Origin of the sequence: Enterobacter dykesii (assembly GCF_008364625.2) — a bacterium.
Taxonomy (GTDB): Bacteria; Pseudomonadota; Gammaproteobacteria; order Enterobacterales; family Enterobacteriaceae; genus Enterobacter; species Enterobacter dykesii.
Genome location: NZ_CP126604.1, coordinates 3300622 through 3319142 on the forward strand (window position 1 = coordinate 3300622; position 18521 = coordinate 3319142).

Consider the following 18521-nt stretch of genomic DNA (forward strand, 5'->3'; position numbering starts at 1 on the left):
CGCCTTTTTATTGTGTGATTAATTCACACTATGGTTATTTTACTTATTTTAGTGCTCTTGCAATTCTTACTGAATGTCATTTACGAAGCATGCCTTCGATAAAATCTTTCCAGTTCCCCAGTTCACGTTCAATCATAACAACCTCTCTTATTATTATGCGCATTCTACAAAAACGGACCATCATTGTGAAGACTATTTAACCAATTGCTGTGATTGTACCCCACGTCCTGCGGGGATTTATGATAAATATGAACGGAGAGGCCTCAATTTTTTGTGACGGCTAGCAATATTTTGAAATAACCCCACGGACGGGTGAGTTTTATTTTACCCGCTGAGTTTATTCGAAATTTAAACCTTATGGACATCTATGCTTAAATGATGAAAGAATATTCAGCGTACAGATGTGAGTTGAATTAAGATGAAGCGTAAATCCAGACGATTCCTCAATGTGTTATATTCTACTTAAGGATATATCTTCGAATTTACTGAACATTTAATCATCATTAGGTCAAAAGGATTCACCATGGTTGTGATGTACGGCATTAAAAATTGCGACACCATCAAAAAAGCCCGCCGCTGGCTGGAAGAAAACAACCTAGAGTACCGCTTCCACGATTACCGAGCCGACGGGCTTGATGCAGAATTTCTGCATAGCGCGATCGGCGAACTGGGGTGGGAAGCACTGCTGAACACCCGCGGTATCACCTGGCGTAAACTGGACGAATCTCTGCGCGCCAGCATCAACGACGCTGACAGCGCGGCAAAACTGATGCTCGAGATGCCGGCAATTATCAAACGCCCATTGCTCTGCGCGCCAGGGCAGCCTATGCTGCTGGGTTTCAGTGAAACCCTTTATTCCGACTTTTTTCGTTGAGGTGTAGTTTATGTCATGCCCGGTCATTGAGCTGACTCAGCAGCTTATTCGCCGTCCTTCCCTTAGCCCGGACGACGCAGGTTGTCAGGCTCTTATGATTGAACGCCTGCGTGCCATCGGTTTTACCGTTGAACGCATGGATTTTGGCGATACCCAGAACTTCTGGGCGTGGCGCGGCCAGGGCGAAACGCTGGCCTTTGCCGGGCATACTGACGTCGTTCCCGCCGGTGACGCGGATCGCTGGATTAACCCACCGTTTGAGCCGACTATCCGCGACGGTATGCTGTTTGGTCGCGGCGCGGCAGACATGAAAGGCTCTCTGGCGGCAATGGTCGTGGCGGCAGAGCGCTTTGTGGCTCAGCATCCGAACCACAAAAACCGTCTCGCGTTTTTAATCACCTCCGACGAAGAAGCCAGCGCCCATAACGGCACCGTGAAGGTCGTTGAGGCGCTGATGGCCCGTAACGAGCGTCTCGACTACTGCCTGGTCGGTGAGCCGTCCAGTACCGAAGTGGTGGGTGACGTCGTCAAAAACGGTCGTCGCGGCTCGCTGACCTGTAACCTGACCATTCACGGCGTTCAGGGGCATGTTGCTTATCCGCACCTGGCCGATAACCCGGTCCATCGCGCTGCGCCGATGCTGAGCGAGCTGGTGGGTATCGAGTGGGACAAAGGCAACGAATTCTTCCCGCCGACCAGCATGCAAATTGCGAACGTCAAGGCCGGGACCGGCAGCAATAACGTGATCCCGGGTGATTACTTCGTCCAGTTTAACTTCCGCTTCAGCACCGAACTGACCGATGAGATGATCAAGGCGCGCGTCGTCGCCCTGCTGGAAAAATACCACCTGCGCTACACCGTGGAGTGGTGGCTTTCAGGCCAGCCGTTCCTGACGCAACGTGGCAAACTGGTGGATGCGGTGGTGAACGCCATCGAGCACTATAATGAAATTAAGCCACAGCTGCTGACAACGGGTGGCACCTCAGACGGACGCTTTATTGCCCGTATGGGTGCCCAGGTTGTCGAACTGGGTCCAGTGAACGCAACCATTCATAAAATCAATGAGTGTGTCAATGCGGCAGATTTGCAACTGCTGGCCCGTATGTATCAACGTATTATGGAGCAACTCGTCGCCTGACGAACGCTCTGAGAGGAATAGCGAATGGATTGGCTTTCAAAGTACTGGTGGATTCTGGTGTTAGTTTTTCTGGTTGGCGTTTTGCTTAACGTGATTAAAGATCTTAAGCGCGTTGACCATAAAAAATTTCTCGCCAACAAACCGGATCTTCCCCCGCACCGTGATTTTAACGACAAGTGGGACGATGACGACGACTGGCCGAACAAGGACCAGAAGAAGTAATCGTTAAGTTTCCCCTCTCCCCGGGAGAGGGGGAAACCTCACATAAACTCTACAATATCATCGTTATCCGGCTTGCCGCCGCTGAGCGCTTCATCAAAGTAGTGCTTTGGTACGGTATAGCGCAAACGATCGAGCGCGAACTGCATGCTACGGTCGTCAATCGCGTGGCCCAGATCGTCCACGATATCCAGCGTCACGTCTCCCCCTTCGCGAATCAGCGCTTCCTGAGCGGCAACCGCATGCGAGAGCTCAATCACCCGGTCTTCGCCACCGTGGATCAGGTGGATCGTGGTCTGCGTGGTCGCGCTTGTCGGTAACGTCGCAAAGCGGCCGTTAAACGCTATCACCCGTGAAGCCAAACCCGGCTGCGCTTTTACGCTTTCCAGCGACATGATTGACCCCTGCGAGAAGCCAATCAGCGCGGTCGCGTCAGCACCCACGCCGCTCTGCTGCTGCCAGTAGCGGACGATGTCGATAAAGGTCGGCATGATGGCGTCAATGCGAGCCTGACGGTTCTCTTCCGTCACGCCCTGCACAGAGAACCACTGGCGTCCGTTCGGACCACATGGCTCTACGCCACCGATGCTGACAATCAATGCCTCCGGAAAAACGGGCGCAAACCAGCTGCCAATCTGACCCATATTGACGGCATTATCACCTACGCCATGAAACAGAAGCAGTAACTGTTTAGCCGGTTTGTCAGGGCTTTGAACAACAAAATGGTCGTGTTTCATGGTGGTCTCCTTAATAGATGACCTGGATTCTACGCCTCCCGACGTGAATGACCATGCCACTTTACTGAAGAAGTCATTGAAAAAATTGCCATTGCAAAATGTCTTCTTTCAACTGCTGGCAGCGCGGATAATCAAGGCTTTCAAGCGCTTGCGCGGTTTCATTTCGCAACGTTGCCAGCAACGCTTTTCGCCCGACGTCTTCCGTTTTTCCGTCCATTTTCCCACGCAGGGCCGGAAGCGGCATGTCCACGGCTAACAACAGCCGCGTCAGCGCGGCAACCGAGGTTGAAAACGCCCGGTGTGCAAACGCAAACCCCGCCAGCTCCAGCCAGTCGTCATTATTAAGGGTAGCTTCCCAGCCGTCTTCCACGGGGATCTTTTCACCGTTCCAGGCCGATAACACCCGCGCATCGCGCTTCAGACGCTGCTGCGCCTTTTCACATAGCTGACGCCCGGCCTCGCTCTGCGGCCGCAACGCCATCGCGGTGTAGCAGCCGCTGCTGGCTTCACGATGGCTGCCCATCCGCACCAGAACAAACCCACATTGCTGCCAGAAACGCCACAGCTCATCGGTATAACCAAAGCTCACCGAAAGATAATCTTCACCGCTGGCGCCGCGAACAAGCGCCTGGCCAATCCCTTCCCGCTGACGGTGAGGATGGACGGCAATGCGGGTCACCCGTCGTCCTCTGAGCGTCGCCGCCAGCGGAGAGCCGCCGTGCGCCGCCAGAGACTGCGCCACCAGGTTACCGCGCGGACGCCGGTACCCCGCCCACACGGCGCGGCTAAGCTCAGGTGAGAGCCCGCCCTCCTCCACCAGCCAGAGCGCCCCGGCGATAACGGGATTCGTCTCGGCAACGGAGAACTGCTGCCCGGGCGCGTCCATCATGCGGCGTAAATCGAGCGGCGAAGTGCGATAATGCGCCGCGCAGAGGAGCTCGTATACGCTCGCTGCAAGCGCCGGGCGGCTTTCCCATGCCGTCGGCGTCAAAGACGTTAAACGCACCTCCCCTTCCGGACGTCGGTCGATCAGCGTGTCGTCAAACAACAGCGCGCTGGCGACGACCCGCTCAAGCGGGCAGCCCGCCGCCCAGCGTACCGGTGTAGATAAGCTGTAGCGCTGCAGCCCGGTAAACCGACCGCAGAATTTAAGCAGGAATCCCCGGCCCGTCCCTTCATAGCCCTGCACCGTGGTGGTCAACAGCACGCGAGGGAAACGGGCAACCAGCTTTTCCAGCAGAGGTCCGGGGATAGCAGCAGCTTCATCGACAATCAGCCAGTCAGCCTGGCGTGAAGAGGCAAGCAGCGCGTCCGGGGCCATAAAATGAAAACGATCTCCGGCAAAGCGGGCGATGATATCCGTCGCCCCCTTCGACGGCGCGGTAACCACGGCGCTGCCCGCAATGCGGTTCAGCAACATGCCCGCCAGGGCTGATTTTCCGCGCCCGCGCGCGGCGGTGACGGCCACAATGCCACCCGGCATCCCCAGCAGCACATCCAGGATCTCAGCCTGCTCGCGCTGTGGGGCGCCGCTGGCAGGCTGCCAGTCTGGCGCGTCGGGTAAAGGCGGAAGGGAAAACGCGCGGCCCTGAAGCCAGACAATCGCGTCGGGATCGGCGTCAATCGTCCGGCAGAAATGGTGGACAAAATGCGGCGTGGCTATCGCTTCGGCGCTGTCGCTCCAGCGTAGTGAATCGCTGTCAGGCAACCCGGGCCACGCGTCGAGCGGCGGAACCCGCAGCACCAGAAGGCTTCCGGCGCTAAGCGTTCCGCTCAGGGCGGCAAATGCGGCAACATCAAACCCGGCGCTGGCGTCAAAAACGGCATGCCGGAACTCGCGTCCCAGCAGGCCGATGATGGCTTTTGAAGGATGTTCGTCAAGCCTTACCCAGTCTCCGGGCAAGGCGTCACGCAGGGCCAGCGCCTGGGTTAACGTCCACTGCGCCTCGCCGCTGAGCACCACCAGCCGACGATGGCCGGTGCGCTCAAGCTCGCTTATCAGCTGTTCAAGCTCCAGCATTACATCGCTTTGCCGAAGGTATTACACTGCGCCGGATCGCCGCTGTCGAAGCCGCGTTTAAACCAGCTATAGCGCTGCTGTGAGGTACCGTGAGTGAAGCTGTCCGGCACGACGCGCCCCTGGCTTTGCTGCTGAAGGCGGTCATCACCGATAGCCTGAGCGGCATTTAACGCCTCTTCAAGATCGCCGGATTCCAGCACGCCCTGCTGCTGCATGCTGTGGCCCCAGACGCCCGCGAAGCAGTCGGCCTGCAGTTCCATTTTAACGGAAAGGCGGTTCACGTCAGCCTGAGACGCATTTTGCTGAAGCTGGCGCACTTTGGGCTCAATCCCCAGCAGCTTTTGCACGTGATGGCCGACTTCATGCGCGATCACGTAGCCCTGGGCGAAATCACCGTCAGCGCCAAGCTTGCGTTTCATGTCATCGTAAAAAGAGAGATCGATATAGACGGTGCCGTCTGCCGGGCAGTAGAACGGCCCCATCACAGATTGCCCGGTACCGCATCCGGTGCGGGTTGCCCCCCGGTACATCACCAGCTTCGGCTGCTGGTAGGTACGCCCCATCTTTTCGAACAGCTGACTCCAGGTGTCTTCTGTTGTGGCGAGAATAACGGAGGTAAATTTGGCCGCTTCATCTTCATTCGGGCTGATGGAGCGCTGAGAATGCTCCTGCTGTTGCAGCGGCTGACCGGTCATTAAACCAGTGAGATCGACGCCGTAATACCCCGCAACCAGCACGACAATCAGCAGGATTATCCCGCCCTTGCCGCTGGGTAACCGGAAGCCAGGTCCTCCCATTGAAGGACCGCCGCCATCACCGCGTCTGTCTTCTACATTGTCACTTTCACGACGCCCTTGCCAGCGCATAACCACCTCGAACTATTCCATTTATAATAGCTATGATCGTAGGCGGTTAACGGCAAGATTACCATAGGAAACAAGGGTAAGACGCCAAAGGATGAGAACATCCTTTGGCAAGTGAGGGAGTTAGTCGAGCTTAACGCCTAAACGGTGAGCAACCGCTTCGTACGCTTCAATCAGGCCACCCAGGCTCTGACGGAAACGGTCTTTGTCCATTTTATCCAGGGTTTCTTTATCCCACAGGCGGCTACCGTCGGGTGAGAACTCATCGCCCAGCACCACTTCGCCTTTGAACAGACCAAACTCCAGCTTGAAGTCGACGAGGATCAGGCCCGCGTCATCAAACAGTTTTTTCAGCACGTCGTTGGCTTTGTAGGTCAGCTCTTTCATGCGCGCCAGGTTCTCCTGGTTCACCCAGCCGAAGGTTTCGCAGTAGGATTCGTTGACCATAGGGTCGTGCATCGCATCGTTTTTCAGGAACAGGTCGAACAGCGGTGGGTTCAGTTCGATACCTTCTTCAATGCCCAGACGCTTCACCAGGGAGCCCGCCGCACGGTTACGAATAACGCACTCAACCGGAACCATATCCAGTTTTTTCACCAGACATTCCGTATCGGACAGCAACGCTTCCATCTGGGTCGGGATGCCCGCTTCGGCCAGTTTGGTCATAATAAAGTGGTTGAACTTGTTGTTCACCATGCCTTTACGATCGAACTGCTCAATGCGTGCGCCATCCCCTGCTGACGTATCATTGCGGAACTCGAGCACCAACAGATCCGGGTTTTCCGTGCTGTATACGGTCTTCGCTTTGCCACGATACAACTCAGCTTGCTTCTGCATCTTCATTACTCCTGGTGTGATGATTTGTGTTCAAAACTGGGGATATTATGCCACGCACACGTTTGCGTGGCACTAAAATAAAAAGGGCTGGATTCACCAGCCCTCGTATTTATTTGCTGAATGCTGCCTGGAAGACAGCGACCAGCGCATCGTTCTGCGACTGGGTCAGCGTATGACCTTTTGGATCGATAAACTGCAGACTGCTGCGGTTATCAAGGTCGCCTACCTGAATCTTGTAGTCACCGGAGGCAAGCTGAGGATCTTTCGCGCCCAGTTCCTGCCATGCGCTGTCGGAGAGCGGCTTATACGTTGCCGTCATGCTGCCGGTTGAACGCGTGCTGTCGGTCACTTTCATGCCCACTTTTTCAAGCGTCGCTGGCAGACGCTGCCAGGTCTGGTTAAACGGTGCACGCACCACCAGCATTGGCAGGCCGGTATCATCCGCACCGCTTTGCACATCGAAGGTCGCGCCGTTGCGGCTCTGCGCTGCGTTGGCGGCATCGGTAGCGGTCTTATCCAGACCTGCGGCAATCACGTTCAGCATTTCGGTGCTGTAACGCTGCAGGGACGCGGCATCCGCAACCGGTTTACCCGCCTGCTCCAGGTTCAACAGCTTAACGTTAACCGCCTGCTGGTAACCCTGTGGTTTAACGGAGACTTGATAACGACCGCGGTACTGCTGGTCTTCATCCAGACGGTTCCATTCGATCCAGTCGGTGGTTAACGTCTGGCTGGCGTCATCGCGTTTATCGATGGTGTAGTTCTTCGACTGAATGACGCTGACAACCTGCGGCCACAGCGTGCTACCGCGCGCGCTCTCAACCATCAGAGACGCCGTATCACCGGTGAACTGGGTACGCGCCCCGCTGACCAGCGCCAGAGGCTGTGCTGGCGGACGAATATCAAGCGCTTTACCGACCGGGCCGCTGCCGTTGGTCACGGGAATATTATAATCGCCGTTCTGAATCGGCAGGATCATACCAGCCGGTGCGTGAAGTTCAGCAAGCGGGGTCGCATCCAGATAGGATTCATCACCGCTCACCTGGCGCTTGTAGCGCGAATCTGAACTACAGGCAGCGAGCAGCATAACAAGCGAAACACTCGCAACCTTCGCCAGGCGCGACTTCTGTACTGAATAAGCCATCAAATCTCCCTAAACTCTACAGCAAACCGGCATGCTTTAGCGCCGCCCTAACGATGTCACGACCGTGGTCGGTAATCGGTGTCATTGGCAGACGCAGCGTATCGGTTGCTACAAGCCCCAATTCCTTACATGCCCATTTCACTGGGATCGGATTGGGTTCGACAAATAATTTATTGTGCAGCGGCATCAGACGCTGATTAATGACGCGCGCTTCATCAAAGTGACCGGCTGCGGCCAGTTTGCACATTTCAGCCATATCGCGCGCCGCAACGTTTGACGTTACGGAGATCACGCCATGGCCACCGAGCTGCATAAAGTCCAGCGCGGTCGCATCATCACCACTCAACAGGATAAAGTCGTCTGAAACCAGCTCTTTGATCTGATGAACGCGGCTTAAGTTCCCTGTCGCCTCTTTAATACCGATAATATTTTTTACTTCCGAGAGACGACCAACGGTTTCCGGCAGCATATCGCAACCGGTACGGGACGGCACATTATACAGAATTTGTGGCAAGTCAGTATGTTCAGCGATGGCTTTGAAGTGCTGGAACAAACCTTCCTGAGTAGGACGGTTGTAATAAGGGGTCACCGTCAGACAGCCAACAATGCCGCTGTCGTTAAAACGTTGGGTCAGGCTGATCGCTTCTGCGGTTGCATTCGCGCCTGTGCCCGCGATAACCGGAATACGTCCGTCAGCCAGTTCCAGGGTCAGCATAACCACATCGCCGTGCTCGTCGTGGCTCAGCGTTGCGGATTCACCGGTAGTCCCTACCGAAACGATCGCCGAGGTTCCGTTGGCGACATGGTAATCAATGAGCTTCTTCATGCTTGACCGGCAGACGTTACCTTTTTCATCCATCGGTGTTACAAGCGCGACAATACTTCCCGTGAACATGAGCCATCCTCTGTGCGAACAAGAGCCTCAATGTTACGTTTGGAACTGTAATAAAAGCAAGCGACCTGAGGCTCTCAGGCGGTTGTATGCATGTTTTTTTTATGCTTTCCTTAGGAAGACTTAACCATGCAAAGGAAGAACAGGTTTGACAACCTCATCACAACATTACCTGGTTATCACTGCGCTGGGTGCCGACAGGCCGGGTATCGTGAACACCATCACCCGTCACGTAAGCAGCTGCGGCTGTAATATCGAAGACAGCCGTCTGGCGATGCTTGGCGAAGAGTTCACATTTATTATGTTGCTTTCCGGGACATGGAACGCCATTACGTTGATTGAATCGACCCTGCCGCTGAAGGGGGCCGAACTGGATTTGCTGATTGTCATGAAGCGCACCACTGCGCGTCCGCGTCCGGCACTGCCTTCTACCGTCTGGGTGCAGGTTGAAGTGCCTGATTCACCGCATCTGATTGAGCGTTTCACCGCGCTTTTTGACAATCATCAGATGAATATTGCCGAACTGGTTTCCCGTACGCAGACAAGCGATGACCATGGTCTTCCGGTGCTGTTTATTCAAATTACCGCGCACAGCCCTGCCTCACAGGATGCGTCAAATATCGAGCAAGCGTTCAAAGCCCTCTGTACAGAATTAAACGCGCAGGGCAGTATAAGCGTCGTCAATTATTCGCAGCACGAACAGGATGGAGTTGAGTAATGAACCCACTGAAAGCCGGTGACATCGCACCGAAATTTAGCTTACCGGATCAAGACGGCGAGCAAGTAAATTTGACCGACTTCCAGGGACAGCGTGTTCTGGTCTATTTCTACCCGAAAGCCATGACCCCCGGCTGCACCGTACAGGCCTGCGGCTTACGCGACAACATGGACGAGTTGAAAAAAGTCGGCGTGGAAGTGCTGGGTATCAGCACGGATAAACCAGAAAAGCTGTCACGATTTGCTGAAAAAGAGCTACTGAACTTCACGCTGCTTTCTGATGAAGATCATCAGGTGTGCGAGCAGTTCGGCGTCTGGGGCGAGAAGACGTTTATGGGTAAAACCTACGACGGTATTCACCGCATCAGCTTCCTGATTGACGCTGACGGTAAAGTTGAACATGTGTTTGACGACTTCAAAACCAGTAACCACCACGACGTGGTATTGAACTGGCTGAAAGAGAACGCCTGATAAACAGCAAAACGGCAACACAGGTTGCCGTTTTTCGTGTTTTCTCCTCTCCCTACGGAAGGGGGGCGGAGTGAGAGCATCAGGCCTCACAAAACCTACTTCTCTTCCACCGCCGGCACATCCGGCCACGCGTGGACCACGGCCTTAATCAGCGTCGCCAGCGGAATCGCAAAGAACACGCCCCAGAATCCCCACAGCCCGCCGAAAATCACAACCGATAAGATAATCACCAGCGGATGCAGGTTCACCGCTTCAGAGAACAGCACCGGTACCAGCAGGTTACCGTCCAGGCCCTGAATAATCAGGTACACCGCAAAGCAGCTCCAGAACTCTGTCCCCAGCCCAAACTGGAACAGCGCGACGCCAACAACAGGAATGGTCACCACAAACGCGCCAATGTAGGGGATCAAAACCGAAAATCCGACCAGCACCGCCAGCAGCAGCGAGTAGTTCAGGCCGAAAATCAGGAAGCCAATCCAGGTAGCTACCCCCACGACAATCATCTCCAGCACCTTGCCGCGAATGTAGTTGGTGATCTGCTGGTTCATCTCTTCCCAGACCTGCCCTGCCAGCCCGCGGTTGCGCGGCAGAATACGGCGCACGGCGTTGAGCATCTGATCTTTATCTTTCACCAGGAAGAAGACCATCAGCGGCACGAGCACAAGGTAAACCGCCAGCGTGAGCAGCCCGACCAGCGAGGCCAGAGAGTACTTCACCACCGAATCGCCCATCGTCATGATGCGGGCGCGCATATTTTCGGCCATCGCGTCAATAATCCCGGCATCCATCAGGGCCGGGTAACGGCGCGGCAGCGTGGCGGCAAAATCAGAGAGTTTATTCAACATGCCGGGCATATCGCGGATCAGGTTAATTCCCTGCTGCCAGGCGACCGGCATCACCACAAAGGCCATCAACAGCAGGATGCCGACAAACAGCACCAGCACAATGCTGGTCGCCCAGCGGCGGGAACAGCCGATATGCTCCAGTCGCGCCGTCGGCCACTCCAGCAGGTACGCCAGCACGATCGCCACCAGCAGGGGAGCGAGCAGGCCGCTGAAGAAGAACAGAATACCGAACCCGGCAACCAGAATAACCAACAAAGCAATGGCTTCCGGGTCGCTGAACCGACGCCGGTACCACTGCATTAACATTTCGAGCATACAACCCTTCCCTGAATCGAATGGCGGGAGTGAGACGGTGAATTGTATCTAACTGTCACAAAAAAGACTTTCGCTTTTTGTATCCCGATCGTAATCCGCAAAAGCCTGATGAATGGGATTTTCTTCATGCTGTAACACGGCTACACTCGCAGAGCAGCAGAGATGAACGTTATGCCGGTTCATCGGTCAAATTAGCACATCCAACATACAGGACAGTGGTTATGTTCAGGCAGTTGAGAAAAACACTGGTTGCAACGCTGATTGCCGCGGTGACGGTCGGTCAGGTGTTGCCCGCTTTTGCTGACTCGTCCGATTCATTGCCGGACATGGGCACCACAGCAGGAAGCACGCTCTCTATTGGGCAAGAGATGCAAATGGGGGATTACTATGTTCGCCAGCTGCGCGGCAGCGCCCCGCTGATCAACGACCCTTTGCTGGTACAGTACATCAACGGGCTGGGAATGCGTCTGGTGGCGCACGCCGACTCGGTAAAAACGCCCTTCCATTTCTATTTAATCAATAATGACGAAATCAACGCCTTCGCCTTCTTTGGCGGTAACGTGGTGCTGCATTCGGCATTATTCCGTTACTCTGACAACGAAAGCCAGCTGGCCTCGGTGATGGCGCACGAAATTTCGCACGTTACCCAGCGCCACCTGGCGCGAGCGATGGAAGACCAGAAACGTAACGCCCCCCTCACCTGGGTGGGCGCGCTGGGCTCTATTCTGCTGGCGATGGCCAGCCCGCAGGCCGGGATGGCGGCTCTGACCGGTACGCTGGCGGGAACGCGCCAGGGGATGATCAGCTTTACCCAGCAAAACGAACAGGAAGCGGACCGCATCGGGATTCAGGTGCTGCAGCGTTCGGGCTTTGACCCGCAGGCCATGCCGAGTTTCCTGGAAAAACTGCTCGATCAGGCGCGTTACTCTTCCCGTCCGCCGGAAATTCTGCTCACTCACCCGCTGCCGGAAAGCCGACTGTCGGACGCGCGTAACCGTGCCAACCAGATGCGTCCGGTGGTGGTCCAGTCTTCGCAGGATTTCTACATGGCGAAAGTGAGAACGCTTGGAATGTACAATTCCGGGCGTAACCAGCTCACCAGCGACCTGCTGGATACCCTGGCGAAAGGCAACGTGCGTGAGAAAAACGCCGCGCAGTATGGTCAGGCGCTCCAGGCGATGGAAGCCAGCAAATACGACGAGGCGCGTAAAGCGCTGCAACCGCTTCTGGTCGCCGACCCGAACAACCCGTGGTATCTCGATCTCTCGACGGATATCGATCTGGGGCAGAAGAAAACGGCCGATGCGATTAACCGTCTGAAAGGGGCGAAAGACGTCCGTACCAACCCGGTGCTGCAGCTTAACCTGGCGAACGCTTACTTACAGGGCGGCCAGCCTGGCGAAGCGGCGACCATTCTGAACCGCTACACCTTTAATAATAAAGACGATCAAAACGGCTGGGATCTGCTCGCTCAGGCGCAAGCGCAGCTTGGCAATCGCGATCAGGAGCTGGCGGCGCGTGCCGAAGGTTTTGCCCTGGTGGGCCGTCTCGATCAGGCGATTTCCGCGCTCAGCAGCGCCAGCTCGCAGGTCAAGCTCGGCAGCCTACAGCAGGCCCGTTACGACGCGCGTATCGATCAGCTGCGCGGCCTGCAGCAGCGCTTTAAGCCGTACGAGAAGATGTAATAAAGGAGAATTCACGTCATGACAGACGCCGTAAAAATTTATCACAACCCTCGCTGCTCCAAGAGCCGCGACACCCTGAGCCTGCTGAAGTCTAACGGCGTTGAGCCGGAAGTGGTGCTGTACCTCGACACCCCACCTGACGCGCAAACCCTCCGCCAGCTGCTGCACATGCTGGGAATGGGCAGTGCAAGAGAGCTGATGCGCCAGAAAGAAGATCTGTATAAGTCGCTTAACCTGGATGACAGCCGTCTCACCGAGGCTGAGCTGATCCAGGCGATGGTTGAAAATCCAAAGCTGATTGAGCGCCCGATTGTGGTGGCGAACGGCCAGGCGCGCATTGGACGCCCGCCGGAAGACGTGCTCGAGATCCTCTAGTCCTTATGCCGCAGCGCTTCCAGAAAGGCCTGCGGCGTACTCTCTCCCAGCTTTTTCTGCGCTTTTCCGCGGTTGTAAATTTCGCACAGCTGGATCAACAGCTCGCCTGCCGGTTCGCTGTTCAGACGTGGGATGATTTCACATAGCGGCAGATCAACCTGAAGGGCGCGGTACTGCTGCGGATGCACTGTCACGGTGGTATTGCGTTTTTCAAGCTTCACCTCGAAACCAAAAGTCTCAACAGATTGAATATCAGCCGGACAGGCTTCCAGCGCGTCGTTCGCCCAGCGGGCCAGCAGCTGCGGAGAAATGCCCGCGTACAGCCGGGCGTAGCACCAGCCACTCACGGGTTCACGCGCCCACAGCAGATGCTGTTCTCCGCCATCGTCCATATGCAGCGACAGAGGCTGATAATGTAAAAGGAGTTTTTGCGGCACGATACCTGCCTTCAGCGCCTTTTTTCCCTGCAACGTCGCGCCCTTCTGCTTTATCGAAGCCGGTTTGAGGTAGCGGTTCAGGGTCGCTCGGGACACGGCGATCCCGAGTCCGCTATTGACCATCTGCAGCAGTTCGTCCAGCGGGGCACCCGTGATATCCCGCAGGGCATTGACCAGCGCAACTTGTTCCTGTCTCAACGCTTTGTGTATCACTTTTGGCGTCGTGTGGTTATCCGAAACCTGCTCGCGGTTGCGCCAGCGCCTGACGGTAGTGACCGAAATGCCCAGCTCGGTAGCCAGCTCCCTGTCGCTTTTATCTGACTGCTGAAGATAGCGACGGATGCGCGGCGTCGTGGTGGCATTAGCATGCAGTTTAATTTCCATCGCAGGATCCTCGTAACCAATCTTATGAGATTTATAATACACCAGCGATTGCTTTGTGACCGATTTCACCTTTCGCTCGCCACGCTTCACTGATAATCCTCAGACATAACATAAACCACCCCCCTCAATCTTGTACGGAGTTCACAATGAACAATGTTCTGGGATTTCTTGAAGCAAAACTGATGCCGCTGGCAGCCAAAACGGCCCAGCAGCGTCATCTCGGGGCCATTCGCGGCGCTTACGTGTCCTTCATGCCGTTTATCATCGTCGGCTCTATTCTGCTGGTGATCTCGTCGTTCCCGAATCAAGCCTATCAGCAGTTTATGTCTCAGGCCTTTGGTGAGAGCTGGAGCGCCATTATAGAAATCCCGTTCAACGCGGTGTTTTCCACCATGTCGCTGTTCATCAGCTTCCTGGTCGCCTTCCGCCTGGCGGAACACTACGGTGAAGACCGCATCTCCTGCGGTATCCTGGCGCTGGTCGCCTTTCTCATCCTGACGCCCTTTATCAAAGTGGCGGAAAACGGCGGTATTACCGTCATTCCGGTGGAGTGGATTGGCAGCAAAGGGCTGTTCGTAGCGATGATTGGTTCCCTGCTGTGGACGGAGCTGTTCTGCTGGCTCAAGCGCAAAAAACTGGTGATCAAAATGCCGGACGGCGTGCCTCCGGCGGTGCAGGAGTCGTTCGCCGCGCTGATCCCGGCCCTGCTGGTGATGATTCTGGTGCTGGGTATCCGCATCGTGTTTGAAAACACCCACTACAACACCATCCACCAGTTTATTTACGAAGTGGTTGCCACGCCGGTGCGCCACTACGGCACCTCTTACTTTGGCGCGCTGATGACGGTGTTCAGCATCACCATTCTGTGGTCAGTGGGCATTAACTCCGGCTCGATGATCAACGGCATCATTCGCCCGCTGTGGATGGAGAACCAGACCGACAACATCGCCGCGATTCAGGCAGGCACGACGCCGCCGCACATTATCACCGAACAGTTTTTTGACATGATCTGGATGGGCGGCGCGGGAGCTACGCTGTCGCTGGTGATTGCGATGCTGATTTTCGCCCGCAGCAAAAACATGCGTGAAGTGGCGCGCCTCGGCGCCGGGGCGTCGGTGTTTAACATCAACGAACCGATCCTGTTTGGCCTGCCGGTGATCATGAACCCGATCATGCTCATCCCCTTCAACCTGGTGCCGCTGGTGCTGGTCACCGTGCAGTATGCGGCGATGAAGATTGGCGCGGTTGCCGTCACCACCGGGGTGTTTATTCCCTGGACGCTGCCGCCGGTTATCAGCGGCTTTATCGTTACCGGACACCTGAGCGGCAGCGTCATGCAGCTTATCAACCTGCTGATTGGCGCCATGCTGTACCTGCCTTTTATGCGTATCGTGGACAAACAGTACCGCGCGGCGGAAATGGCCACCGTTACGCAAACCGACACCACCCTTGCAAAACAGGAGTAAAGCATGTGGGGAATTATCGCGACCTGGAGAATGGCGCTTGAAGGCGTTACGGAGTCGGCGTCTGCGCTGGCTGCGGGTAAACAGGTCTCTGCGGCAGTGGTTGATGCCGTCGCCGCCGTCGAAGACTTTCCGTTTTATAAATCCGTCGGCTACGGCGGGCTGCCCACCGAAAATGGTGAAGTGGAGCTGGACGCCGCCTACATGGACGGCGATACGCTGGCGTTTGGCGCCGTGGGCAACCTGGTGGATATCGCCAACCCGGTGCGCGTGGCACAGGCGCTTAGCCGCCAGCGCTACAACAGCCTGCTGGTCGGCCAGGGCGCGCGGGAATGGGCGCTGAGCCAGGGCTTTGCCGACAAAACTATGCTCACCGAGCGCGCCATGCAGCACTACCGCAAACGCTGCCGCGAGACGCTGGATAAGGGCTTAAGCCCTTACGACGGGCATGACACCGTCGGCGTTATCGGCCTCGATAAACAGGGGTCAATGAGCGTCGCCACCTCCACCAGCGGCCTGTTCATGAAAAAACGCGGTCGACTCGGGGATTCGCCGATCGTCGGTTCCGGCTTTTACTGCGACAGTGAAACCGGCGCGGCCACCGCAACGGGCGTCGGTGAAGATCTGATGAAAGGGTGCACCAGCTACGAAATTGTCCGCCGCATGGCGCAGGGTATGACGCCGCAGCAGGCGGCGGATTCGGTGGTGTTCGAGCTGGAAGATAAGCTGATGTCGCGCTTTGGCCGCGCGGGCGATCTCTCCGTGGTGTGCATGAACAACAGGGGCGAATTCGGGGCCGCCACCAACATCAAAACCTTCTCGTTTGTGGTGGCGACAGCTCGCCAGCCCCTCACCGTTTTTCGTACCGAACGCCTGCGGGAGAAAACGCATTATCACCCGGTAGACGATGCGTGGATGCAGGCCTATGCCGCGCGGATCCGCGCGCCGATTGAGGAGTCATGATGATTACGTATCAGTTTATCAGTGCGCTTTCCGACGCGGCTCCGCAAAGCCATTTGATTGCGGCCGCCTCCTGTACGTACCTACCCGAAACGGCGCTTGTCGCGGAAATGCGCGAGTCTGCCAGCATCGCTGATACCCGCTTTGGCTGCGCCCCGTTTGCCCGGATCACCCTGCTACCGGATGCCCTCTGGCAGGACAGCCTGAGCGAAGGATTACTGACGGCGCTGCGCCCGCTGCTGGCCTCGCCCGCCAGTCCCGAGCTGATACTGGACGTTACCGATATCGACGATGTGGTGCTGGCGCAGGTGCTGCGTTTTCTCTTTAATCAGGCGCACAGGCTGAGCGACCTGAAGCTGAAGCAAACGGATGAATCGGCGGTGCGCCTTACGCATATTACCGCCCTCTGCCTGCCGGAACAGCAGGCAAAACTGGAGGGGATCTTCCGCCAGCAGCAGGCCATCGCCCGCGGCATGGTCGCGGCGCGACGTCTGGCGGATATCCCGTCCGACCGCTGCACGCCGCAGTTTGTGGTGGAAGAGGCGCAAAGGCTCTGTGCCGCCTTCCCCGCCCTGCGCTGCGAAGTGCTGAACGAAAAGGCTATTGCTGAGCAGGGTCTGGGGCTGCTGCACGCCGTTGGCAAAGGGGCGACCTGTCCACCACGCCTGCTGGCTCTTCATTATGACGGCGTCAACGACGGCCCGGTGCGCTGCTATGTGGGTAAAGGCATTACCTTCGATACCGGCGGCCTGTGGCTGAAAGAAGGCGCGGGCATGTACACCATGAAATACGACATGTGCGGTGCGGCTAACGTAATGGGCCTAATGCTGACTATCGCAGAGCTGGCGATGCCCGTGCGCATCATGGGCGTGCTGGCGCTGGCGGAAAACGCCATCGGCCCGGACGCCATGCAGCCCGGCACGGTGGCGACGGCCTGCAATGGCACCACAGTTGAAATCAACAATACCGATGCCGAAGGCCGACTGGTGCTGGCGGATGCCATCGCCTGGGCCAGCCAGCGCCATCCGCAGGCGCGCTATATTATTGATATGGCGACATTAACCGGTGCGGTCGTGAAGGCGCTGGGGTATGAGCTGAGCGGGCTGATGACGCAGGATGAACCGCTGCGTGCGGCGCTGACGCTGGCGGGTAAGCAGAGCGGCGATGAAGTATGGTCCCTGCCGCTGGACGCGCGGCTGAAAAAACAGACCGACAGCGCCATTGCCGATCTGTGCAACACGCCGACCAACAATGCGGCAATCAGTGCGTCGGCGGCGTGGCTGCTGCACCACTTTTGCCCGCCGACCATTCCGTGGGCGCATCTGGATATCAGCGGTACGGCTCTTTGGCGTGAAAACGGACGGAGCGTGGCGTCGGGAAGACCTATTCCACTTTTGGTTGAGCACCTGCTGGGAGATATTTAGCCGCCACCCGGCACAACTACAGCTTGAGAATATCTTTCACAAACGGAATGGTCAGCTTGCGCTGGGCGGTAATGGAGGCGCGATCGAGCTGATCGAGCGTGTCAAACAGCGTGCGCATTTCGCGATCCAGACGCTTGAGAAGGAAACGCCCCACGTCCTCCGGCAGCTCAAACCCGCGCTGCTTTGCGCGCAGCTGTAACGCCTGAAGCTTATCTTCATCCGACAGCGGCTGGAGCTTGTAGATTTGCCCCCAGTCCAGACGAGACGCCAGGTCCGGCAGCCCCAGATTGAGCTGACGCGGTGGACGATCGCCGGTGATCAGCAGTCGGGTTTTACCCGATTCCAGAATGCGGTTGTAGAGGTTAAAGATCGCCATTTCCCACGGCTCGTCCCCCGCCACGCATTCGATATTATCGATGCAGACCAGCGAGAGATGTTCCATTCCCTCCAGCACCTCAGGTACGAACCAGGTGCGTTTATCCAGCGGCACGTAGCCTACCGCATCACCGCGCGCCGAAAGCTCCGCGCAGGCGGCATGCAGCAGATGGCTGCGCCCCGCGCCTTCGCGTGACCAGATATAGATGTATCCGCTGTGATCCTGGCGCAGCACGTTTTGCAGTGCAGCCAGTAAAGAGGGGTTATCACCCGGCCAGAAACTCGCGAAAGTTTCGTCGTCAGGGAGATAGAGTGGCAGAGAGAGCTGTGCCGGTCCGTTCAGAAA

General features: G+C 56.6%; 20 protein-coding genes. 10 read left to right on the plus strand and 10 right to left on the minus strand.

Features of this window, described 5'->3' with window-relative positions:
* Nucleotides 1-76: 76 nt before the first annotated feature.
* A complete protein-coding gene (ypfM, locus tag F0320_RS15695) occupies nt 77-136 on the minus strand; it encodes a protein YpfM (protein ID WP_015572204.1) in 60 nt (19 codons plus the stop codon).
* 387 nt (nt 137-523) lie between these two features.
* Here ypfM and F0320_RS15700 point away from each other — a divergent pair, with 387 nt between their 5' ends.
* From F0320_RS15700 to F0320_RS15710, 3 genes are read left to right on the plus strand one after another with little or no spacing between them, the layout of a single operon-like run.
* The gene (locus F0320_RS15700; RefSeq protein ID WP_126329932.1) at nt 524-874 is read left to right on the plus strand and encodes an ArsC family reductase; all 351 of its coding nucleotides are present in this window, start codon (nt 524-526) and stop codon (nt 872-874) included.
* Between the two features lie 10 nt (nt 875-884).
* Complete coding sequence (gene dapE, locus F0320_RS15705) at nt 885-2012, plus strand: succinyl-diaminopimelate desuccinylase (RefSeq protein ID WP_047060712.1); 1128 nt, start codon at nt 885-887, stop codon at nt 2010-2012.
* A 24-nt stretch (nt 2013-2036) separates the two neighbouring features.
* Nucleotides 2037-2234: a hypothetical protein gene (locus F0320_RS15710; RefSeq protein WP_023308751.1), complete on the plus strand. Its 198-nt coding sequence runs from the start codon at nt 2037-2039 to the stop codon at nt 2232-2234.
* Between the two features lie 38 nt (nt 2235-2272).
* Here the strand turns inward: F0320_RS15710 and ypfH are convergent, their stop codons facing one another.
* The 6 genes from ypfH to dapA all read right to left on the minus strand — a co-directional run bounded on the left by ypfH (nt 2273) and on the right by dapA (nt 8727).
* Complete coding sequence (gene ypfH / locus F0320_RS15715; RefSeq protein WP_047652645.1) at nt 2273-2968, minus strand: esterase; 696 nt, start codon at nt 2966-2968, stop codon at nt 2273-2275.
* A 73-nt stretch (nt 2969-3041) separates the two neighbouring features.
* Nucleotides 3042-4988: a tRNA(Met) cytidine acetyltransferase TmcA gene (locus F0320_RS15720; protein WP_149323895.1), complete on the minus strand. Its 1947-nt coding sequence runs from the start codon at nt 4986-4988 to the stop codon at nt 3042-3044.
* On the minus strand, nt 4988-5854 hold the full coding sequence (gene ypfJ, locus F0320_RS15725) for a KPN_02809 family neutral zinc metallopeptidase (protein WP_126329936.1): 867 nt from the start codon (nt 5852-5854) through the stop codon (nt 4988-4990). Before ypfJ ends, F0320_RS15720 begins: the two co-directional genes overlap by 1 nt.
* Before the next feature lie 120 nt (nt 5855-5974).
* Nucleotides 5975-6688: a phosphoribosylaminoimidazolesuccinocarboxamide synthase gene (purC, locus tag F0320_RS15730; protein ID WP_032659350.1), complete on the minus strand. Its 714-nt coding sequence runs from the start codon at nt 6686-6688 to the stop codon at nt 5975-5977.
* Between the two features lie 109 nt (nt 6689-6797).
* Entirely contained in the window at nt 6798-7832 is a 1035-nt protein-coding gene (bamC, locus tag F0320_RS15735) for an outer membrane protein assembly factor BamC (protein ID WP_126329938.1), read from the minus strand.
* Between the two features lie 16 nt (nt 7833-7848).
* Nucleotides 7849-8727 carry a 4-hydroxy-tetrahydrodipicolinate synthase gene (gene dapA / locus F0320_RS15740; protein ID WP_126329940.1) on the minus strand — a complete coding sequence of 293 codons (879 nt, stop codon included), beginning with the start codon at nt 8725-8727 and terminating at the stop codon, nt 7849-7851.
* Between the two features lie 145 nt (nt 8728-8872).
* On the opposite strand from dapA, the gene F0320_RS15745 reads away from it, so the two are divergent.
* Together F0320_RS15745 and bcp are read left to right on the plus strand one after the other, a co-directional pair.
* Nucleotides 8873-9442, plus strand: coding sequence for a glycine cleavage system transcriptional repressor (locus tag F0320_RS15745; RefSeq protein WP_033146171.1), 570 nt, complete (start codon nt 8873-8875; stop codon nt 9440-9442).
* On the plus strand, nt 9442-9912 hold the full coding sequence (bcp, locus tag F0320_RS15750; protein ID WP_094934579.1) for a thioredoxin-dependent thiol peroxidase: 471 nt from the start codon (nt 9442-9444) through the stop codon (nt 9910-9912). Before F0320_RS15745 ends, bcp begins: the two co-directional genes overlap by 1 nt.
* Before the next feature lie 95 nt (nt 9913-10007).
* On the opposite strand, the gene F0320_RS15755 is transcribed toward bcp, so the two are convergent.
* On the minus strand, nt 10008-11072 hold the full coding sequence (locus tag F0320_RS15755) for an AI-2E family transporter (RefSeq protein WP_047652648.1): 1065 nt from the start codon (nt 11070-11072) through the stop codon (nt 10008-10010).
* Nucleotides 11073-11293: 221 nt separating this feature from the next.
* Here F0320_RS15755 and bepA point away from each other — a divergent pair, with 221 nt between their 5' ends.
* Nucleotides 11294-12757, plus strand: a complete 1464-nt coding sequence (bepA, locus tag F0320_RS15760; protein ID WP_126329942.1) for a beta-barrel assembly-enhancing protease — start codon at nt 11294-11296, stop codon at nt 12755-12757.
* A gap of 18 nt (nt 12758-12775) precedes the next feature.
* Complete coding sequence (gene arsC / locus F0320_RS15765; RefSeq protein WP_023308762.1) at nt 12776-13132, plus strand: arsenate reductase (glutaredoxin); 357 nt, start codon at nt 12776-12778, stop codon at nt 13130-13132.
* On the opposite strand, the gene F0320_RS15770 is transcribed toward arsC, so the two are convergent.
* The gene (locus F0320_RS15770) at nt 13129-13953 is read right to left on the minus strand and encodes a helix-turn-helix domain-containing protein (RefSeq protein ID WP_126329944.1); all 825 of its coding nucleotides are present in this window, start codon (nt 13951-13953) and stop codon (nt 13129-13131) included. The genes arsC and F0320_RS15770 overlap by 4 nt on opposite strands.
* A 146-nt stretch (nt 13954-14099) precedes the next feature.
* Between F0320_RS15770 and celB the strand changes: the two genes are divergently transcribed.
* The 3 genes from celB to F0320_RS15785 are packed head-to-tail and all read left to right on the plus strand — an operon-like array spanning nt 14100 to nt 17800.
* Nucleotides 14100-15419, plus strand: coding sequence for a PTS cellobiose transporter subunit IIC (gene celB, locus F0320_RS15775; RefSeq protein ID WP_024907562.1), 1320 nt, complete (start codon nt 14100-14102; stop codon nt 15417-15419).
* A 3-nt stretch (nt 15420-15422) separates the two neighbouring features.
* Nucleotides 15423-16379, plus strand: a complete 957-nt coding sequence (locus F0320_RS15780) for a N(4)-(beta-N-acetylglucosaminyl)-L-asparaginase (RefSeq protein WP_149323896.1) — start codon at nt 15423-15425, stop codon at nt 16377-16379.
* Nucleotides 16379-17800: a leucyl aminopeptidase family protein gene (locus tag F0320_RS15785; protein ID WP_126330045.1), complete on the plus strand. Its 1422-nt coding sequence runs from the start codon at nt 16379-16381 to the stop codon at nt 17798-17800. The genes F0320_RS15780 and F0320_RS15785 overlap by 1 nt, the downstream gene beginning before the upstream one ends.
* A gap of 16 nt (nt 17801-17816) precedes the next feature.
* On the opposite strand, the gene F0320_RS15790 is transcribed toward F0320_RS15785, so the two are convergent.
* The gene (locus F0320_RS15790) at nt 17817-18518 is read right to left on the minus strand and encodes a DnaA inactivator Hda (RefSeq protein WP_211438414.1); all 702 of its coding nucleotides are present in this window, start codon (nt 18516-18518) and stop codon (nt 17817-17819) included.
* Nucleotides 18519-18521: the final 3 nt, after the last annotated feature.

Excerpts from the sequence above, each read along its gene's own strand:
- F0320_RS15700 (WP_126329932.1), top strand. The coding sequence starts at position 524 with ATGGTTGTGATGTACGGCATTAAAAATTGCGACACCATCAAAAAAGCC.
- dapE (WP_047060712.1), top strand. The coding sequence starts at position 885 with ATGTCATGCCCGGTCATTGAGCTGACTCAGCAGCTTATTCGCCGTCCT.
- F0320_RS15710 (WP_023308751.1), top strand. The coding sequence starts at position 2,037 with ATGGATTGGCTTTCAAAGTACTGGTGGATTCTGGTGTTAGTTTTTCTG.
- ypfH (WP_047652645.1), bottom strand. The coding sequence starts at position 2,968 with ATGAAACACGACCATTTTGTTGTTCAAAGCCCTGACAAACCGGCTAAA.
- F0320_RS15720 (WP_149323895.1), bottom strand. The coding sequence starts at position 4,988 with ATGCTGGAGCTTGAACAGCTGATAAGCGAGCTTGAGCGCACCGGCCAT.
- ypfJ (WP_126329936.1), bottom strand. The coding sequence starts at position 5,854 with ATGCGCTGGCAAGGGCGTCGTGAAAGTGACAATGTAGAAGACAGACGC.
- purC (WP_032659350.1), bottom strand. The coding sequence starts at position 6,688 with ATGCAGAAGCAAGCTGAGTTGTATCGTGGCAAAGCGAAGACCGTATAC.
- bamC (WP_126329938.1), bottom strand. The coding sequence starts at position 7,832 with ATGGCTTATTCAGTACAGAAGTCGCGCCTGGCGAAGGTTGCGAGTGTT.
- dapA (WP_126329940.1), bottom strand. The coding sequence starts at position 8,727 with ATGTTCACGGGAAGTATTGTCGCGCTTGTAACACCGATGGATGAAAAA.
- bcp (WP_094934579.1), top strand. The coding sequence starts at position 9,442 with ATGAACCCACTGAAAGCCGGTGACATCGCACCGAAATTTAGCTTACCG.
- F0320_RS15755 (WP_047652648.1), bottom strand. The coding sequence starts at position 11,072 with ATGCTCGAAATGTTAATGCAGTGGTACCGGCGTCGGTTCAGCGACCCG.
- bepA (WP_126329942.1), top strand. The coding sequence starts at position 11,294 with ATGTTCAGGCAGTTGAGAAAAACACTGGTTGCAACGCTGATTGCCGCG.
- arsC (WP_023308762.1), top strand. The coding sequence starts at position 12,776 with ATGACAGACGCCGTAAAAATTTATCACAACCCTCGCTGCTCCAAGAGC.
- F0320_RS15770 (WP_126329944.1), bottom strand. The coding sequence starts at position 13,953 with ATGGAAATTAAACTGCATGCTAATGCCACCACGACGCCGCGCATCCGT.
- celB (WP_024907562.1), top strand. The coding sequence starts at position 14,100 with ATGAACAATGTTCTGGGATTTCTTGAAGCAAAACTGATGCCGCTGGCA.
- F0320_RS15780 (WP_149323896.1), top strand. The coding sequence starts at position 15,423 with ATGTGGGGAATTATCGCGACCTGGAGAATGGCGCTTGAAGGCGTTACG.
- F0320_RS15785 (WP_126330045.1), top strand. The coding sequence starts at position 16,379 with ATGATTACGTATCAGTTTATCAGTGCGCTTTCCGACGCGGCTCCGCAA.